The organism is Mesorhizobium carmichaelinearum (assembly GCF_900199455.1).
Lineage (GTDB): Bacteria > Pseudomonadota > Alphaproteobacteria > Rhizobiales > Rhizobiaceae > Mesorhizobium > Mesorhizobium carmichaelinearum.
Window position 1 is genome coordinate 1 of the sequence record NZ_FZQR01000057.1, and the last position, 18,314, is coordinate 18,314.

Annotated in this window: 15 protein-coding genes and 5 pseudogenes; 12 read left to right on the forward strand and 8 right to left on the reverse strand. The window is 58.1% G+C overall.

The genetic code is table 11. The features are described from left to right. Positions 1 to 192 precede the first annotated feature (192 nt). Positions 193 to 1,428, reverse strand: a complete 1,236-nt coding sequence (locus CKW40_RS40140) for an ATP-grasp domain-containing protein (RefSeq protein WP_095205130.1) — start codon at positions 1,426 to 1,428, stop codon at positions 193 to 195. 88 nt (positions 1,429 to 1,516) lie between these two features. Between CKW40_RS40140 and CKW40_RS40145 the strand changes: the two genes are divergently transcribed. Next, complete coding sequence (locus CKW40_RS40145; RefSeq protein ID WP_143748492.1) at positions 1,517 to 1,879, forward strand: hypothetical protein; 363 nt, start codon at positions 1,517 to 1,519, stop codon at positions 1,877 to 1,879. 65 nt (positions 1,880 to 1,944) lie between these two features. Here CKW40_RS40145 and CKW40_RS40150 read toward each other — a convergent pair. Both CKW40_RS40150 and CKW40_RS40155 read right to left on the reverse strand, forming a co-directional pair. Further along, positions 1,945 to 2,085, reverse strand: a pseudogene (locus CKW40_RS40150) (transposase); the annotation flags it as partial. Positions 2,086 to 2,139: 54 nt separating this feature from the next. Then, positions 2,140 to 2,844, reverse strand: coding sequence for an IS6 family transposase (locus CKW40_RS40155; RefSeq protein ID WP_439331036.1), 705 nt, complete (start codon positions 2,842 to 2,844; stop codon positions 2,140 to 2,142). Positions 2,845 to 2,886: 42 nt separating this feature from the next. Here CKW40_RS40155 and CKW40_RS46145 point away from each other — a divergent pair. The 5 genes and pseudogenes from CKW40_RS46145 to CKW40_RS40180 form a co-directional block, all read left to right on the forward strand. Then, positions 2,887 to 3,015, forward strand: a pseudogene (locus CKW40_RS46145) (IS6 family transposase); the annotation flags it as partial. Positions 3,016 to 3,790: 775 nt separating this feature from the next. Continuing rightward, on the forward strand, positions 3,791 to 4,738 hold the full coding sequence (locus CKW40_RS40165) for a GHMP family kinase ATP-binding protein (RefSeq protein ID WP_244571500.1): 948 nt from the start codon (positions 3,791 to 3,793) through the stop codon (positions 4,736 to 4,738). Between the two features lie 11 nt (positions 4,739 to 4,749). Next, positions 4,750 to 5,817 carry a cysteine synthase family protein gene (locus CKW40_RS40170; protein ID WP_095205133.1) on the forward strand — a complete coding sequence of 356 codons (1,068 nt, stop codon included), beginning with the start codon at positions 4,750 to 4,752 and terminating at the stop codon, positions 5,815 to 5,817. After that, positions 5,804 to 8,503 (forward strand): lyase family protein, encoded by a 2,700-nt coding sequence (locus CKW40_RS40175; protein WP_095205134.1) that lies wholly within the window; start codon positions 5,804 to 5,806, stop codon positions 8,501 to 8,503. Before CKW40_RS40170 ends, CKW40_RS40175 begins: the two co-directional genes overlap by 14 nt. A 132-nt stretch (positions 8,504 to 8,635) precedes the next feature. Then, positions 8,636 to 9,136: pseudogene (locus CKW40_RS40180) on the forward strand (IS6 family transposase); the annotation flags it as partial. A gap of 145 nt (positions 9,137 to 9,281) precedes the next feature. Here CKW40_RS40180 and CKW40_RS43445 read toward each other — a convergent pair. Together CKW40_RS43445 and CKW40_RS40185 are read right to left on the reverse strand one after the other, a co-directional pair. Further along, entirely contained in the window at positions 9,282 to 9,506 is a 225-nt protein-coding gene (locus tag CKW40_RS43445) for a hypothetical protein (RefSeq protein ID WP_143748493.1), read from the reverse strand. After that, positions 9,503 to 10,033, reverse strand: coding sequence for a YjaZ family protein (locus tag CKW40_RS40185; RefSeq protein ID WP_095205135.1), 531 nt, complete (start codon positions 10,031 to 10,033; stop codon positions 9,503 to 9,505). Before CKW40_RS40185 ends, CKW40_RS43445 begins: the two co-directional genes overlap by 4 nt. A gap of 540 nt (positions 10,034 to 10,573) precedes the next feature. Here CKW40_RS40185 and CKW40_RS40190 point away from each other — a divergent pair. The 3 genes and pseudogenes from CKW40_RS40190 to CKW40_RS40200 all read left to right on the forward strand — a co-directional run bounded on the left by CKW40_RS40190 (position 10,574) and on the right by CKW40_RS40200 (position 13,104). Further along, positions 10,574 to 12,496 carry a competence protein CoiA family protein gene (locus CKW40_RS40190; protein WP_143748494.1) on the forward strand — a complete coding sequence of 641 codons (1,923 nt, stop codon included), beginning with the start codon at positions 10,574 to 10,576 and terminating at the stop codon, positions 12,494 to 12,496. Between the two features lie 112 nt (positions 12,497 to 12,608). Beyond that, a pseudogene (locus CKW40_RS45075) lies at positions 12,609 to 12,701 on the forward strand (XRE family transcriptional regulator); the annotation flags it as partial. 178 nt (positions 12,702 to 12,879) lie between these two features. Beyond that, positions 12,880 to 13,104, forward strand: a complete 225-nt coding sequence (locus CKW40_RS40200; protein ID WP_143748495.1) for a hypothetical protein — start codon at positions 12,880 to 12,882, stop codon at positions 13,102 to 13,104. Positions 13,105 to 13,254: 150 nt separating this feature from the next. Here CKW40_RS40200 and CKW40_RS40205 read toward each other — a convergent pair whose 3' ends face one another. Further along, positions 13,255 to 13,794: a DUF309 domain-containing protein gene (locus CKW40_RS40205; protein ID WP_095205141.1), complete on the reverse strand. Its 540-nt coding sequence runs from the start codon at positions 13,792 to 13,794 to the stop codon at positions 13,255 to 13,257. A 463-nt stretch (positions 13,795 to 14,257) separates the two neighbouring features. Then, positions 14,258 to 15,031: a hypothetical protein gene (locus CKW40_RS44210; protein WP_179298290.1), complete on the reverse strand. Its 774-nt coding sequence runs from the start codon at positions 15,029 to 15,031 to the stop codon at positions 14,258 to 14,260. On the opposite strand from CKW40_RS44210, the pseudogene CKW40_RS45855 reads away from it, so the two are divergent. The 3 genes and pseudogenes from CKW40_RS45855 to CKW40_RS40225 all read left to right on the forward strand — a co-directional run bounded on the left by CKW40_RS45855 (position 14,936) and on the right by CKW40_RS40225 (position 17,223). Further along, positions 14,936 to 15,621 (forward strand): annotated as a pseudogene (locus CKW40_RS45855) (IS66 family transposase). The gene CKW40_RS44210 and the pseudogene CKW40_RS45855 sit on opposite strands and share 96 nt — an antisense overlap. Further along, positions 15,506 to 16,090, forward strand: coding sequence for an IS66 family transposase (locus tag CKW40_RS45860; protein ID WP_369333068.1), 585 nt, complete (start codon positions 15,506 to 15,508; stop codon positions 16,088 to 16,090). Before CKW40_RS45855 ends, CKW40_RS45860 begins: the two are co-directional and overlap by 116 nt. 569 nt (positions 16,091 to 16,659) lie before the next feature. Beyond that, the gene (locus CKW40_RS40225; RefSeq protein WP_095205140.1) at positions 16,660 to 17,223 is read left to right on the forward strand and encodes a sugar O-acetyltransferase; all 564 of its coding nucleotides are present in this window, start codon (positions 16,660 to 16,662) and stop codon (positions 17,221 to 17,223) included. 124 nt (positions 17,224 to 17,347) lie between these two features. On the opposite strand, the gene CKW40_RS44215 is transcribed toward CKW40_RS40225, so the two are convergent. Then, positions 17,348 to 17,524, reverse strand: coding sequence for a hypothetical protein (locus CKW40_RS44215; RefSeq protein WP_179298291.1), 177 nt, complete (start codon positions 17,522 to 17,524; stop codon positions 17,348 to 17,350). Between the last annotated feature and the right edge of the window lie 790 nt (positions 17,525 to 18,314).

Below are 18,314 nucleotides of genomic sequence, written 5' to 3' on the forward strand. Positions count from 1 at the left end.
ACATGACGCAGGCTCAGTGGAAATCGGAAGTAGAGCCACACCGCATGCGCTATGATCTCGGCAGGAAAACGATGACGCTTGTATCGGAGCGTCATAATATCGGTGGGCGGGTGCGGGCTCATGCCCGAAAAAGTCCGCCGAAAATGTTAAGGCGACGCTACCCCAATCAGAGAAGAGACCCAGATTTTTTTCCTATTCGCCCGAGGTCGGAAAAGGTGTGATTGACCAATGAATTAAATCGACCGCTTGCTGAAGTACTGCCTCGGTCTGAGCAAGGCTAGGTGAAGCAGCAATAATACGGCCGAGAAAGTCTCGATAGTCGCCCTTCCTGACAATCGGAGTCTTCGGCTCAACATAGAATTTGACCTCAGCGACGCCTGATACGGCAGCCGCCTGACTGCCGCCCTCGATTCGATCGAGGGTGCCATCGCGATCAGGAATTAAGGACCGCGAGGCCGCAGCGTGCGAATGCTTTTTGCGCAAATCGCATTTGTCCCCGATGACAAGCTTCACGTGCTCGGTAATGAGATCGACACCGTAAGCCAGTTGAATCAGTTGAGGATCGGGCGCGCCAGCAAGACGCGGATTGACTTCAATGACGACTGGACCACGCTTCGTCCACAGCAGATCAATGTTCGCTGGGCCCCAGCCAAGGCCAAGGGCTTGCAAGCAACTCATCGAAACATCGACGATACGTTTGTATTGGTCTTCAGTAAGCGGGGCCGGATGGGTGAACTCACGAAAGACGAAATGTGGTGGGGGGCAGAGCTCAGCGGCAGCAATCGCAATGACATAATTTTCCATTGTGCTAGCGCAGTAGAACGGACCTTGTGCGAATTCTTCGACCAGTATTCTCGGCGAGGATCGCCATATGTGCTTCCCGCCCAACAGGTAGGTCGTATGTTCGTCTAGTTCATCGACGTTGCGGCACAATCGGACGCCGACGCTGCCGCTGCCTACGGCTGGCTTAAGAATCACTGGAAGGCCTATCTCCGCGGCCGCGCATTCAACGGCTTTCGCGTTCGCTGCCAAGCGAAAAGCAGGCATTGGAACGCCGGCCTCCGCGAGGATCTGACGTTGAGTAAACTTGTCGCAACATTGTTCAACGGATTCGGGATTCGGTCCCGGTAGGTTGAAGTGCCGGCACAGCTTGCCAACCGTTGCATAGCACGACTCGTCGACGCGCGCAAAGCCACTAATCCCCGCAATGCCATACGCGGCGCGCAGCCGCGAACATTCGCGAATAAGCGCATCGACATTGTCGGTATCGACATGGATAGCCTCACTCCGTTCCGCCGCAAGATAGTCGTACTGAGCCGGATCGTTTGACAGGGTAATTGGATGAAGACCAAGGCGCTTGGCCGCTTGGACATATCGAAGACCATTACCCCCCGAGTTGCCTTCAATCAAGATAAACGCTCTTGCCATTGGCTTGACTCCCCGGAATTGCGTACTGTGCGGTGGTCCAAGCCTTAATCAGCATCAGCTTATTAGCTTGCCCTGACCTGAAACCTTGGTGGATAAGCTACTATTATTGGCGGCGCACGGTTGCAAAGTTTCTGTGAATTTGATTGAAGAATATGCGACGTTTGATATCGGTGGTGTGGCATGGGAGCGTCCGACGGCGATTCATTCGAAGAAGAACGAGCGTGGCTGGAGAAGAACGGCTAACGTCTCCGACATCCACCAGACAAAACGGAAGGGCAGGCCGATGAGCGAGGCGACCGTGCGCGCCAATGGTCAACGCTCAAAAATCCCGGCTTGGTCTAGCCCGCTTGATGCACGGCGATCGGCTTTCGGCGGCCTGCATCAGCGATCTGGTCAACCTCGGAGTGCATTCTTGACAAGCCTCGTGGGCGCCGGCGATGACCCGTCGTGATGGAAGGTGGGGGGGTGCGGGTTGAGGTCGGCGGGTTTGTTTCGGGACGTGTTGCGCCCCGTCGGCTACGTCACGAGCCGCGGAATGCGGTCGAGGACGATACGCAGGATGCGCGGGTCGGGACAGGATGTCGGCAGATGCAGGCGGATCTGGGTTTTCATCTCGAACACCCGCGCGGCGATCTTGATGAGGCGCAAACGCAGCGTGTGGCGATGTCACGTTGTCTGGATAAGAACGCGATAAGACCTGCGGCGCTGATTTCAGCTGACCTCAGCCACGGTTTTCCACGCCGCCAGGGCCTGGAGGCGGTGGTGGTGAATTTCGAATGCGGAGCGGTGTGAGCGGGCTGGGACGAAGAGATTTCTGAGTGCTGAGAAGATCGAGACGAAGCGTTGCAGCGCCCCTGGCGATCGGAAGCCCTGCATCATCCGCTCCCGTTTTCGCAGCGGCCCATGCGAATTCTCCGCCCGGTTATTCAATCCCTTGTGCGAACGGTGTTCGACATTCGGCATGACCTGCCGCTGAGCGGCCCCGTAGGAACGTAACTTGTCGGTGATCATCCGCTTTGGTACGACGCCCTGCTTGGTCAGCAGCCTGGTCAGCCATCGCTTGGCCGCCTTGGTGTTGCGCCGGTTCTGGACGATCTCGTCAAGCACATAGCCGTCTTGATCGACGGCCCGCCACAACCAGTGTTTCTTGCCGGCGATGGTGATGGCCACCTCGTCCAGATGCCACAGGTCGCCCCGGCTGGGCTGCTTGCGTCGGAGGCGACGGGCGTAGTCCGGGCCGAACTTCTTTGTCCAACGGCGGATCGTTTCGTAGGGGACGACAATGCCGCGTTCCAGCAGCATTTCTTCGACAAGGCGCAGGCTCAGCGGAAACCGAAAGTAGAGCCAAACCGCATGGGCGATGATCTGCGGTGGGCACGATGGCGCTTGTAGCTGATCGGCGAGGTGTTCATCCACCTGCGTCTATCGCAATGTCTCCCCGTTTCCGTGACATCGCCCTTTGTCTCGATCTTCTCAGCACTCAGAAATCTCTTCGTCCCAGCCCGCTCACAACGCTCCGCATTCGAAATTCACCACCACCGCCTCCAGGCCCTGGCGGCGTGGAAAACCGTGGCTGGGGCCAGCTGAAATCAGCGCCGCAGATCTTATCGCGTTCTTATCCAGACAACGTGACATCGCCGACCACCATGCTGTCGAGCCAACCCACCTCCCGGGATGTCACCTTCTGTGCCAGCCTGTCCGGTGAAGACGTCCATGTTCGGAACCCGACACCCTGAGGCACAAGTATTCCGCCGTAACGGCGCGAAACACATGGTTTCGCGCCTCTTGCTCGCTCAACCTCTCGTGGCACGCCGATTGCAAGGCAACTGTTACAACCATAGCGGTCTCGCAGTCTCGCCGAGGAGGTCTACATGAAATTGGCTCGAACAATCCACAGCAATATTACAGACGCTGCACTGTTGAGTGCGGTCCTGCCAATTGAAGCTTGCCACGTCCGTCGCGGCTGCCGCTGTCATTCCCTCCAGCAGCGGCTTTGGTCCTTGGCGGGTGCGAGCGCGGACGAACCACCATCGCGAGTAGATCGGCGGCCAGCGCCTCGGCGGCTGTGATCGACAGGCAGAGCGTCAAGCCCGCCTAGGGCAGCGGGTTACGCGACTATTATGCAGGCAAGAAAGTCAAGTGCCGTAAGCGTCGCGCCATGCTCGACACCGAAACGCGAGCCCCGGTTCCGGCGATCCAGGTCTCGTCTCGTCCCAGCAAATCACATTTCGATGCACCGAAGCGGGGAAGTGATATGGCGATCCAAAATTCTATGCATCCTATCGGCCCTCCGGGACGCGGTGCGAGCGTCTCGACTGGAGAACTTCTCGAGGCGGCCGCCGATGAAGTTTGGAGGCCATACATGTGCCACCAAACGTTCGATAGCGCAGATGCGGCTCAGATTTTCGCCGAGGCCGGGGAGCAGCCAAAGGTTCATTCCAGCGGCGCTCTTTGTTGCGGCACATTCGGCGAATTACTGCAAGGCCAGTTACCGGTTGGCTCCGTTCCCCATGACCCTCACTTCTTGATCACGATGCCCATCGCGCTCTTTGCGCGAGCTTACTTCATGCCGATTGCAGGCACACGTTCTGTAACCGTCTATCCGTCACACAAAGTCAAAGCAAAACGACTGGCTGAGAATCTCGTGATTGCGCTCGGCGTCTCTGGAGGAACCCTCCTTTTGCAATCGGAGCTCCCCGAAGGCAAAGGGCTGGCGAGTTCGTCTGCGGATCTTGTTGCGGCTGCACGGTCAATTGCCTGCTGCTTCAAGCGTAGAGTCCGGACATCATTGATCGAGAAGCTAATGGCGGAGATCGAGCCATCCGACGGGGTGATGTACCCAGGAGTGGTCGCATACCAGCAGCGAACATGTAGCCTTCTTTCCTTCCTTGGACAAATGCCGCCGCTTGCAATCGTGGGTATCGATGAAGGAGGAACGGTCGAAACCGTCGACTATGACCAACGGCGAGGTGAAATCTCTGCCAGTCACAGAGCAGAATATCAACACTTACTCGACCACGCACGGACAGCAATTCCGCAGGGTGACACGGCCACGATAGGCAGAATAGCTACGGCCAGCGCGCGCCTGCATCAGGAGCGGGCTCCAAAGGAGCAGCTGAACGCGATGCTGAAAGCATCCCAGGACACTGGCGCGCTCGGGGTCATAGTCGCGCACAGCGGTACGATGATTGGAATCCTGCTCGATCGAATGGCGGCTGACTTTCCACGGAAACTTCGGTCTGTGCTCACTCATGTGTCGCCGTTCGACACCTCGCCAAAAATATATCTGACCATGACTGGCTGCCGGTGAGGTAAAGCAATATGGACGCTGTTCGCAAACGCCTGCCATTCTCCAGCTGTTCTGATGCCTATGCTCTTCCCAGCATTATTAGGTGTGAGACAAATCTTTATCTTGCGCAGTTCGCATTCATGAAGCTTCTCCCTGCGAAGTACATTATTGAGCAAGCGTTGGCTCGAGGGACCTTGACGCATGACATGAAAGTTCTGGAGACGTCGAGCGGAACCTTCGCGCTGGGATTGGCTGTCGTCTGCCGGGAATTTGGATTCCAGCTCGAGATTTTTACAGACCCAGTGATGGACAAAGGCCTTGAAAACAGGTTGAGATCGCTGGGCGCGGACGTGGTCATAGTAACTGAAAAGGCGAAGCAGGGTGGCTATCAACGAAGCCGCCTCGACGCATTACAGGCCAGGATAAGAAAGTTGGGCGACTTCTGTTTCTGGCCCCGGCAATACGAAACACCGGACAACCCCGCAGCCTATACGCTCTTCGCCGATCAGATATCGGGGATGTTTGATGCCGACGTAACTTTGGTTGGGTCTGTGGGATCAGGCGGCTCTACTTGCGGAACGATAGAGCGCCTCCGCCAAAAAGCCCCTGGCGCGCGCCTGATTGGAGTGGACACCTTCAATAGCGTCATCTTTGGCCAACAGGATGGCGAACGGAAGCTGCGGGGGTTGGGGAACAGTCTTGTCCCGAAGAACGTGAAGCATGAACTATATGACGAGGTGCATCTCATCTCGGCTCCGCTCGCATTTGCTGCAACGCGAACCCTCCACGAGCGGCACGCCGTTTTCGCCGGTCCGACCTCGGGAGCGAGCCACATTGTTGGGTGTTGGCGCGCTCGAAAGTATACAGGAGAGACCGTAGTCGTCATATGCCCCGATGAAGGCCACCGCTATGTCGAAGCCGTTTACGACCACGAGTGGCTCAAGCAGAACGGATGTCTACATGAAGGTGCTCTGCTGGACGAACCTTCTAGCGAAGAGCACCCCTCGACCGCCCTCCCGCCATGGAATCGATATCGTTGGAAGCGGAAAAGCCGAGAAGCCGTCCTAAGCACGTTGGAGAAATTTGATGAACCGAGGTAGCTTCCTCTTTGTGGAAAGCAACACGACAGGTACTGGCGAGCTATTGATAAAGCGGGCCAGAGTCCTGGGGTTTGAGCCTTATCTTGCTACACGTAATCCTGCCCGCTATCCCTTTCTTAAGGGGGCCGTCGTTCGAGTGATCGAAGCTGAAACGCGTAATCCGGACGAACTCATCGGGGTGGCCGCCAAGTTGCCGGGGCTGGCAGGAATATATTCGTCGTCGGATTATTTTGTCGAAGCAGCGTCAAGGGCCGCGAAGGCGATCGGGCTACCTGCGGCGAGTCCGGAGGCCATAGGTACGTGCCGGAACAAATGGAAACAAGTGACCGAGTTGCAGCGACAATCAATCACAGTCCCTGAAACTTGGCTGGCCACTTCCGTCAGAGACGTCGAAAACATTCTTACCAAAGCTATTCTCCCCGTTGTCGTGAAGCCGGTCTCCGGAAGCGGTAGCAGCGGTGTGCGGCTTTGCGACAGTGCCGCAGCCGCCGTCAAGGCGTTCGAAAGTGCAAAGGACGTATTGCTCGATCAAGTGGATTTGAGCAGCTCCGAGATCCTCGTCCAGCAATATATAGAGGGTAAGGAATACTCAGCAGAGATGATTGCATACGATGGCACGCTGCATTGCCTTGGAATACTTGCCAAGCACAAAGGGCAGCCTCCCAGTTTTGTCGAGGTGGGGCACGACTTTCCGGCCCCAGTGCTCCAGACGTCTCTGCATGAACTGACTTCTTTTGCCGCAGGTGCTGTATCGAGTCTGGGCTTGGAGTTCGGACCGGCTCATGTGGAGTTCGTGATAGCGGAGACGGGCCCCGTCATCATTGAGGTCAATCCCAGGCTGGCTGGAGGGATGATTCCAGTCATGCTCTCGCACGCCTTGGGCACGTCAATCCTGGACACAGTGATCAAGCTTTACGCGGGTGAGGCGTTCGTACCTCCACAAGCGAGCCCAAGGGCGGGCGCCATCCGTTTCCGACTTGCCCAGAAGTCCGGGAAGCTCAAAAGTCTGGGCTTTTCTCGAACCCCAGGGCCAACCGTGCCCGACGTCGGTCTTCTGAAATCTGAGGGGGAGGAATTACAGATCAATGGCGACTTCAGAGACCGAGTAGCCTACGCTGTCGGCGTTGCTGATGAACTCGATGCCGCTGTCACGGCAGCAGAACGGATGATCGATTCCGTTGTGATCGACATCGATTCGACTGCTAGCGCATCGGACAACAAGAAGGACCCGGGGCCGGGCGAGGGCATGTGGACCCTGCATCCCGATGCGATTAAGTTGCTCGCTCCGCCTATCGAAATCTCGCGGGATGGTCGCCTTCTGCAATTCCAAGCGGCCATAGACGAAGCACATCTGGTAATGCTCGCCGACCAGGCCTTGGTCAGCCGAGCAGTAGCTGCAGACCTGCTCAAACATATTTTGGACCTCCAGGACGAGGGCTTTCAATCTTTGGACGGCCGTGATGCTCCGCGTGGCCTCTATCTGGCCTATGAGGCCGAACTTGCCGACAGAGCAGGTTCGGAAAAGGCCGGCTGGCTACATCTGGGGAGGTCCCGTAACGACTTGAACGCGACCATCTCTCTCCTGGCTCTTCGGGAGGCCGCGTGCTCTGTCTCGCAAGAGATAGGAATTGCACAAGATGCCCTGCTTCAGCGCGCGGAACAGGCATCGAGCCTTGTAGCTCCACTTTACAGTCAATATCAAATCGCCCTTCCAGGGTCGCCAGGGCACTATCTGCTCGGGGTCTTCTTCGCTCTCGGGCGCGAGCGCCAGCGGCTTCATCGCCTCCTGGAAGACATCAGGAATGGCCCCATGGGAGCCGGTGCCGGAGGGGGCACCAGTATGCCGATAGATCCCTTCAAAACAGCACGTCTTCTGGGATTCGAACAGTCGTCCTTCAACTCTCTTGATGCGGTCGCGAGCCGTGACCATCAGTTGCAAGCGCTTTCACTCTTCGCCGGTGTGTCAATTTTGCTCAGTCGTGTGGCCCAGGACCTGCAGGTTTGGACGACGCGTGAGTTCGCCCTCATCGAAATTCCTCGCAATCTTGCCGGCGGCTCTTCCATGCTGCCTCAAAAGAAGAACCCGTTTCTGCTTGAACACATCAAGGGATCGGCAAGCACCGTGATTGGCGCGTATGTTTCTGCGGCAACGGCAGCCTGCAAATCGCCTTTCAGCAACTCGATCGAAGTGAGCAACTACGGCTGCTCTCCTCTGGGCCTTGCGGAAGATGCCCTGAAACGGGCGATCACCCTCACGTCGCTCATCGTGAAGTTCATGTCTTTCAACGCGACATCGATGCGGGAAAATCTGCAAGACGGCTTGGCCATGACGACCGTCGCCGCCGAACGAATGGCGTCGCGAGGCGTTCCTTTCAGGAAGGCTCACACACAAATTGGCGAGATCGCCGCGCGCGCGTCTCAGGATAGCTGCGTCGCTAAGCGCCGAAGCGAGCTGGCCAGCCACCTCGCTGATGTGTTGCCAGCGAGTCCTGAAGAGTGCAGGGACGCTCTGCAGTTCGGAGGAGGACCCGGCAAAAGATCAACCGATGCCCAGCTTTCCGTGGCAAAAACGCTCTTTCGGGACACGCAGCTGAAATGCGCGGACATACGGGAACGCTGGTCGCGCGCCGACATGCACCGCAAACAGAGGGTGAGAGAACTGATCCACAGGCATCAAGCCCCCTGATGGAGTCGATATATGGTCGACATTTATACCAAGTGGTGATCAACTATACCAAGTGGTGATCAACGCTGCGGGATCTGGCGAAGCTCGCCCAACGGTAGCGTCGCCTTAACATTTTCGGCGGACTTTACGGGCATGAGCCCGCACCCGCCCACCGATATTATGACGCTCCGATACAAGCGTCATCGTTTTCCTGCCGAGATCATAGCGCATGCGGTGTGGCTCTACTTCCGATTTCCACTGAGCCTGCGTCATGTGGAAGATCTTCTGGCCGAGCGCGGCATCGAAGTCTCGTTCCAGACTGTCGCGGAATGGGCTGCCAAGTTCGGCCGCGGATATGCCCGCTCCATCCGGCGGCGGTCCAGAGGTAGTTTTGCCGACAAGTGGCATCTCGACGAAATGGTCGTTGCTATCAAGGGCAAGAAATTCTGGCTGTGGCGGGCCGTCGATGCCGATGGCTATGTTCTCGATGCCTTGATCCAGAGCCGCCGGAACAAGAAGGCGGCCTTGAAGCTGATGCGAAAGCTGCTGAAAGGGCAAGGCATCACGCCGCGCGTCATGATCACCGACAAACTCAGATCCTACGATGCGGCCAAAAGGGAAATCATGCCAGGTGTCGAGCATCGATCGCATAAGAAATCATCGCCGCCTGATTGACCTCGCATCAGGCCTCTCTGCACCCTCTATTCACCCGTTGCAACAAAACCAGGTTTTCGAAGATGCGGAAGAGCGGCGACGTCAGGTGGTGAATGACCTGTGATTTATGGTGGCCTATTGAAGATCAGGCGAAATAGCGCCATTTGGGAGACCCGGGCCGCAACGCTGATGTGTCCTGGTTGGCATCCAGGAGTTCCTTGACATTTTGACCTTGCTGGGCCATATTATGGGTATCGCAAAGACGGACTTCTAGCGATGGCTCGCCGGGCAACCGGTTCACACCCAAGTGTGGAATATCCAAGAAGCGTCCGATTAAAAAGGCTCCTCCGGGAGCCTTTTCTATTTTCATGGGGCAGGCGTCACGCCCTTTTTCGTCCAGACATTGTGTACCAAGATTCGGAAGCGGATCGGTTTGACGCTGTGCGCATAGGGCCGGTCGGGCCGCATGTGGGCTGAGCTGATAAATAGATTCCGGCCGGCCTTTTTCCCCGCTTTCGACAACGTAAAGAACACAGAGTAGTAGCTGATCGTGCCGTCGGCTTTGACGATTTCGAACACGTAGAAATTGCCATGCGTGTCGTGAAAGCACGGTCGCTCGGCGAGGGAGCGCACGATCTGCGGCAACAGCTTCGACTGCTCGTATCGGTCGGCGTCAAAAATGCGTGTCTCACGGCTATCGCTGTAAGCGAGATCTGTCGAAATGGCCTCGCCCGCACGCGGGGACCGCGAAAAACAAAGCAGCGAAAACTCTGTGTTCAACCGATAGGATCGCGCGGGCTTGCCGCCACTTGCCTCCACCACCAGGTCGAAGCTGAAGGGGTGTAGGTGCGTCAAATCATAGATGATCGCGCCGTGGATAAAGGGCTTCCATTGCATGGAATCTGCTTAGCCTATTGGTTCGGCAGGTAAAGTATCTTCTCCCGCATCTGCTTGGGTGAGACCGGCGATCGTGGCCACCGATGCCGACGAGGGCCGATGTTCGGCACGCCTATTGTACTGATAACCATGCACAAACCTGCAATCGGCGGCACTATTTGGCCGATCTTCGCCGATCGGCGGGACTCAGATAGAATGGAGGCAGGAAAATAGAGGCAGCCTCAAACATGGTTTCTGCTGAAATTGTCGAAGCGCGCGAGTTTGCGGCCAGGCTGCGCGATAATGAGTTGCGCGCAAGTTCTTCGCTTTTGGAATGACGATTCCGTGATCATAGCGGCTGATGCGGCCTTCTCTGGGTTACTTCGGTTTCATGTGAGCGCGAGCAACCTGCCTGATCCGATCGAGGTCAGTTATGCGGTCCGGCTGGTCGAACGCGACGCCGAATGGGACGATCCCGTCATTGTCGAGCGGCTGCGGGATTGTCATGGTGGAAAACGCCTAGGTTGGTAGCTCAAGAAATCATAGGGCGGACTTTTGGCTATGGCCGATGAGGGTGGTCACAACGAAGTGCGAAAGTTGTTTGGCTCCGATCGAGCTCAGCTCGTCTATGGAAAGCGGCCCGATGGGACATTGGCGCATATCAGTGAGGTAGTGCGCGGCCTTTCATGCGGATGTGTCTGCCCTGCATGCGATGGGCAACTGGTGGCCCGGCTGAAGGAGGATCACCGGGTGCCTCATTTCGCTCACCATGGTGGCGAGGCCTGCGGGGGCGGTCCTGAGACGGTTCTTCATTTGCTGGCGAAGGAAGCGCTTCGCAGCAGTCCAACGATGGTGCTGCCCGGGCGGCCCGGCCTCGAAAACAAACGCGTGGTCACAAAGCCCACGCGCGAGGTGCAAACGCAATTCCTTCGCATGGAGTACACAGACCCCAAGAAGATCATTCCAGATCTTTACGTGCGCGCGCTCGGCTATGATCTGTTCGTTGAGGTTGCCGTCACCCATTTCGCGGACGCCGCCAAGATACAGCGCCTCAGGGAACATAACATCCCCGCCGTCGAAATCGATCTGTCCAAGCTTCCGCGTGACTCGCTAAGGGATGCGATCAACGAGGCGGTGCTGAAAACCGCAACGCGTCGGTGGCTTTATCATCCAGGCATCGAAGCTGCCTGGGCCAAGCAAGACGCTGATGAACTCGAATGGCAGCAAGAACGGGGCAGGCGCGAGGCCGCCGCGACAGCAAAGCACCGAAGCCGGGTCGAGGAAACTGCGGCAGCATATAGAAAGGCCTTGGCGAAACTGGTCGGCCGAGACTTCGTTGTCCCACGCCAGGTCGAGCTTGACGCGATCGGTCTTGCAACGTTTGTCGGCCGCGACGTTCCGGGCTTCGCCTGTTTTTCCGAACCGCCGTCGGTATGGCAAGCGATCATCCTGGCCGAGGTCTTTCATGATCGCTGCCTCGGCAACGCCCAGTGCAAACCGGTACCGATCGTCAACCATTTGGAAAAACGCCGGCTGATCGAAAAAGCGTTTCTGCGTGTGTTCGGAGAGGTGGCAGACGACGTCACCACGATCGATGCTCGCTTCGCCCCAGCTTGGAAGGCAGTCGACAATTATCTGAAATATTTGCTCGGTGAGGAGGTCCTCATCACGCAAGGCTTCGGTGTCGCGCTCGCCCCGGCGTTCGCTAAACCATGGAGCGCGAGGACCCTGGCCGAAAACCAAAGAACCGCTTTGATTCAGGAGACTGTACAGCGGGTAGGGTGGATACTTGGCGAGCTTCCCGAAGACGAACGCGCCGGCACAACGGTCGACCAGTGGCTGCAATCGATCCACCAGGAATCCGGTTTGACCTATGACAAGGCACTGCGCTCGGAGGTCGAGGCTCCCAAGATCATCGGCGAAATCGCAACCATTGTGCAGATGCTCGAAGGAACCGCTCCTCTTTTCTATGGGAGCGCAGGGCTGCCTATCAGCCATGCGATTTCCCGCCGCAAAGCCAGGATGGAAGAACAGGCCGAAGTACGCCGCCAGCGGCAGCTGCTGGAGGCAAGTCGCCTTCGTCACTCGCGGCGTGATCGTTTATGCGTCGATGCGGAAACGGAGTTGGACGGAGCGGATCGAAGCGCGTTTCTGCACACCAACCGCGCGGACATGAACGATATGACGCCCGTGGAACTGGCGGAAGACAGCGAGTCTGGATTGACCCGCGCGCGGGAGGCTCTGGCGGTCTTTGTTGATCAGCGCCGTAGGGAAGCCGTGGCAGCGGCCGAGAAAGCCGAATATCAGGACAAGATCCGAGAGCTGGCAGAAGCGCGACTTTCTCCTGCGGAGGCGATTGCGTTTTTGAAGGCACGCGAAGACGATATCGGAGCCCCGCTGCAATACGTCAAAGACGAAAGGACGTTTCAGAAGGCCTGCGCGAGACTGACGCAATGGGAGAACCAGTTCGGAAGCCCGTTCTGAGATTCGGGGGCGGTGAGCGAACCTTTTGGACGCAGGAGAAAGATGGCTAATGAAAAATAGGCAACCTCATACATATTGCCTGACATCAGACATTATTGAGGCCACTTACATGATGATATCCGCCGCACAATGCCGAGGCGCCCGCGTGCTGCTCGATTGGAGCCAGGACGAGCTCGCGCAGAATGCGCAGGTCGCCCAAGCGACCATCGCCGATTTCGAGCGCAATGTCAGACAGCCCATGCGCAACAATCTGATTTCCATGGTCAGCAGCCTTGAGGCCGCGGGGATCGCCTTCATTGCCGAAGCCGAGGACGGCGCGGGCCTCGGCGTGAAGTTCCGCAAGAGACTCCAAGAGCCTGCGGCAGCCGTCCGACGGCCTGATCTTGCCGGTGCTTTACAAGGGCACCGCGCTGTCGGTCTATATCTCGCGGGATCTGATCGACGACATCGATCGGACCAACTACCGGCCGGCCGACTGGCTCGCTGCGGTGCAGAAGCATTTCCCCATCTTCTTGCGCGCCACCGAAAAAGCCATCCTGAAGGGCAAGATGTCCGGCGACGCCAAACTCGTGCTCTCGCACGACGATTTCCCGGACGGCACCTTCTAACGGCAAGTGAGGAGACGCCTCACCTCGCAGCGCCTCCTCACGTGGATCAAGCAACAATGCGCCCGAACCTGGGGAGCACGAGCACCGAGACGACCTACGAAGCCCGGCTTAATTCCGGACAGCGACAGATAATTCTGAACGGCACACCGCTTACGGGCCGAGGACGAAATCAAACACCGGTTGAGGCCGACCAATTGGCACGTCCCGCAACGCAGTGGGGACCCTTGTTGCTGCTTCGGCATAGTCGGCGAGAATTGCTGGCGGGAGGCCAAGCGCGTTTTCGACAATATGTTCCGACGGGCCGTTCAATCGTCGAAACAGCATTGCGGCGCGCTGAGAGTGGCGCACCGCTGCAGCAGTTTTGCCCTCACGTATCTTCACGCCGGCTGCCGACAACAGGATCAATGCTTTAAAGAACACACGAGAAGGGCCGCCTCGGTCCGCAACCTGCCAGAGTCCTTCCCAAGCCTCATGTGCTTCCCAGTAATAACCGTGATTGAAGAGGTCGAGGCCCCAGAGGAATGGATCTGAGCCAAGCGACGCATCTGCGGCGACCGGCATCGGCTCGACACGATAGCTATGTCCAGCGGGATCGCGGACGGGATGCGGCTGCCTGCCGGGCAAGTACGCGTAGGCTGGAAACCCCTTTTCCGGCAGGTGCCGAGGACGCGATGTCGAGCCAATGGCCATAGAGCATGGTATCATAGGGATGGCGCGGTCCGGTACGTGCATTGCCCGGCGGTTTGCGACAATGTGGTAAGGTCGGCGCGTCGCAGCGATCGAACCTCGAAAATGGGCTTGTGGCCCGGCCGTCTGCTACCCCGCGGTGTTGATTTTCGAGACCGGTAACTTCTCTGGGGTTAGGCGGCGCGCAGAAGGGGCGGTTTGGGCTTGAATAATGGAGGCACGTTCGGTTCTGGCTGTCGGAACGGTGCCCGCAGCCGATCGCGAAGTTCGCCATGGATCTCCGCCGTCCTGACCTGCATGAGCATGTGCGCACCGTGGAGAGACCAGCGCATCTGCTGCTTCTTGACCATGCGTTTGCCGACAAGCGAATTCACTGCTGACTCGGCGAGGCTGGTGGCGACACGAAGCCCAGCTCGGTATCGCTTGCCATAGTTGACGATCGCGCCGCGGTTCGATCTGACATAGGTCAGGAGCTGCGAGCCGAGGCTATGAGCCGTGCGATCGAGAACTCGCTGTCCCTTTGCGAGTCTTTCAGTCTCTCCAAGAGTTGCTCCAGGTCGCGGATCGCGCGATCGACGCGCCCATGCCACAGGCGCCACTTCACGGCTTTGATGTCCCTGTCGATGGTTGGAAGGGGCCTGGCACCGTCCGCGCGAGATCGAACCATGTGGTCGGCGATCTGCTGCATTGGTTGGAGCTTCATGGCGATGTGGAACCAGTCGATGATATGGCCGGTCGGCCTAGGCATGGCGGGGGGCAGCCGCTTCAGGATTTCGGCGCCGTCCGAGATCACGGTGACGTTGCCAAAGCCGCAATATCCTTCTTGCTGAAGCGCGTGGAGCGCTCGATCTCGGATTGCGGTTTGGTCGGTGCTGCTGGTCACGAAATAGCGGCCACCGGGTTCGCCCCGACCGCCGCGACCGCATCTGGCTACAACGAGTTCGAAGTTTCGCGCTGCATTGGGATCGGCGCTGCGCACATGCGCTGTGTCGATGCTGATGATAAACTCTTTGCGCCGATCGCCGGGAAGCTCCATTTCGAGCTGGCGTCGATCATCAGCTTGCGCCCTTGCGCGCCGTTCTTCCTCTGCAACCTGCTCGTCCAGCCGTTCACCGATCCTGATGGTGCGCTTGCGCACGGTCGCATGCGTCTCGGTAGGCTCAATGGGCAGAAATTCGGTGAGCACTCTGGCGGCCTGCCGGTACGGCATCATGCTTCCCAGCCGCGCCGTCAGTTCCATCAGCTCGGGCTGCCCGCACAACCCTTGCCGGGCAGCATCGCTACGGCCTCGACGCTGGCCTTCGCGCTCGTTCATAAGTATGTCGACGGCACGCCGCTCTACCGCCTGGCGCAGGCCTTCGAGCGCGCGGGTGTTCCTGTCAGCCGAGGCGCTCTGGGCCACTGGGTGATCGGCTCGAGCGAAAAGCATCTCTCCCGCATCTATGACGCCCTGAAGCTGCGGCTCAGATCGCAGCCCCTCATCCATGGCGACGAGACGACTGTTCAGGTGCTGAAGGAAAAGGATCGAGAGGCTGCAAGCACCTCGTACATGTGGGCATACCGGAGCGGCGGGACAGTGACGAGCCGATCGTGCTGCTCGATTATCAGCCGGGCCGCGGCCAGATACACCCGCAGGCCTTCCTCGGCGATTGCCGCGGCATCGTGATGAGCGACGGCTATTCCGCCTGGCGCACGCTGGAAGGGGCAACGCATCTTGGATGCATGGCCCATTCCAGGCGGGCGCTTCGTCGACGCACTCAAAGCGAGAAAGAAGGGTGGCGGGCCGCCGGAACAGGCGCTCCGGTTCTTCGAACAGCTCTACCGGGTTGAAAGGCAGGCGCGGGACGGAATACTGGAGAAGGGTGAAACCCAGGCCGAATGCATTCGCCGCTTCCGCCAGCAACATAGTGTCCCCATCCTTAATGCTCTCAAGGTGTGGCTCGATGAAATCGCCCCGAAGGTCTTGCCTGACAGCAAGCTCGGCGACGCCGTTACACTGAACCAGTGGGACTATCTGACGCGCTACACCGGGGACGGCAGCATGCCGATCGACAACAATCTTCTGGAGCGCGACATCAGGATTTTTGCAATTGGCAGGAAGAGTTGGTTGTTCAGCGATACCGTCGACGGAGCCAAGGCCAGCGCCATCGTCTACAGCTTGGTGCTGACCTGCCGCGCCTGTGGCGTCGAGCCGTTAGCGTGGTTGCGCCACGTTCTCACCGAATTGCCTCAGCGCCCCGAGAACGTAGCTATCGACGATCTCCTGCCCTTCAAATTCCTCAAAGCCGCCGCAGCCTGACCCGACGCGTCCGTCTGAAAGCGATCAGTTGTTGCAAGGGGCCGTCAACGTGCGGGGAAATGAGCGCTTACGTCGCTCGGGCAAATCAAGCGTTAGTGGTTTGGGAAGTCTTGGCCGATCCTCTGCGTCGTTCGAAGAGATCTGCTGGACCAATTGAGCGGTGGCCTGTTCGAACTGGTTTAGGGCGCCCTCCCGAGCTTGGTTACTTCGGGATTGGTGCGGAGGCGGCGCCAGGCCACTATGCGCAAGTCAGCGAATCATAATATGAAGGCGGTGAAAAATGGCACGCTCTCCTATCAAGGTCGCAATTTTGAGCTAAAAAGGGTTCCTTTGATATTAGGAGCTTGCTCCATTCGCATCCGCGACATGTGATCGCCATCAATCGATCCGACTCGGCAGGTTTGGACCGCTGCGAAATGGCGCAAAGTCGCGCGCCGGAACCTTGCTTTTGTCGTCGCATCCTATGCCTGAGAGCCTGACGCGGAAGACCAAGCGACGCGCAAAGGGCAAGAAATCAACCTCGCCACACACCAACAGCATCCCATGGCGAGACGATCTGATGAGGAACCATGATACAAAGTCAAAAAGAGAAAATGCTCGCTGGCGAGCCGTACAATGCGGCGGATCCGGAGATCCAAGCTGACCTGCTAGCCGCCGGCGCTTGGCTGAAGCGCTACAATGACACATTGGGCCAAACTGGCGAACAGTGGCATGCGCTGCTGTGCGAGCGGCTAGGAGAGGTTGGGCCTGGAGCGGTCATCCGTCCGCCCTTCTACTGCGATTATGGCTTCAACATTCGCCTCGGAGCACACGTCTACGTCAACTTCAACTGCGTCATCCTTGACGTGGTAGAGGTGACGATTGGCCAAGGAACCGCAATTGGGCCTGCCGTGCAGATTTACACCGCAGATCATCCGCATGATCCTGAGCAGCGGCAGACTGGGCTGCAGTTCGGGCGACCTGTCCGCATTGGCAGCCGTGTCTGGATCGGCGGTGGAGCAATCATTCTCCCGGGTGTCACAATTGGCGATGATGCGGTCGTGGGCGCTGGCAGCGTGGTCACTCGAGATGTTCCGGCAGGAGTAAAGGTCGTGGGAAGTCCGGCTCGGGTGCAAGCGGTTCAACGTCGTTGACCTTGGGCGTTGACGCCGGCCGCCGAACTCTGCCGAATGACCGTGAAACCCATCCGCCATTTTACGCGCACGTGCGACCGCATGGGCGGGTGACGCTCCGCTCACATTCCGCATAGTCTCTGGTCTACAACGCCTCAAGAAAGGCGAGCAGACGATCGTCTGGCTGGAAGCGGATTGGCCTGTCCGACAGGTCTCCGAACGTGCAGTCGGTTAGGAAAAATAGAGCAATCGGTGAAATCAAGCCCTTTCTGTCGCCGAAACCTGACCATCCCAGTACGTTCCGGCGATCCAGCTTTTCCATCGAACTTTACCCTAAACGCCTCAATTGCACACGCGACATCCCTGGAAGGTAATCAAGCGGACATCCGGGGGCTGCGCTCAACTGCCCCGACCGCGCCAGTCGGTCCATGAGCACAATTGACATGGTCGGCGAGTGGCAGCTCGCATACTTTTTAATATCCGCTATTTGCGTGCCATCTTTTTTGAGCCGAAGCGTCTTCGCCTGCGCCGACAAAACCTCTTGCCTGTGCCGCTTGGCCTGGACCACGCCGACGAATTCGTTGCCAGACTAGGATGAGCATTTGCGGACGGGAAAACCACTTCTCTAATCGGGCATTTGGGTCAAGCTCTTTCTAGCCTGAAAAATCAGTGCGACCCGATGGCGCTTATCACCAGTGGAGGATGGGTTCCACCCAGATAGTAGTCGATTGGTCGGGTAGCTGACGAGCGGCTCGGGTCGGGTAACTGGCCGAGGCGAAGCCTCGTGACGAAGGCCGCCTTGGGCGGGTATAGCAATTAGATGGGCCGCAACGTGCGTGAAGCCAGAGCAGGCCTCGAAATCCATTCAGCCACTTTCAGCCATTCAGCCACGTTCAGCGTTGTCCGATACCCGACAATGTCGGATACGCAACGCAGCCGAATCTTGTCAACCGGATGTTTTTAACCCGCTTGATGCACGGCGATGGGCTTTCGGCGGCCTGCATCGGCGATCTGGCCGCCCTCGGAGTGCATTTTGACAAGCCTCGTCGGGCGCCGGCGATGATCCGTCGTGATGGAAGGCGGGGGTTTGCGGGTTGAGGTCGGCGGGTTTG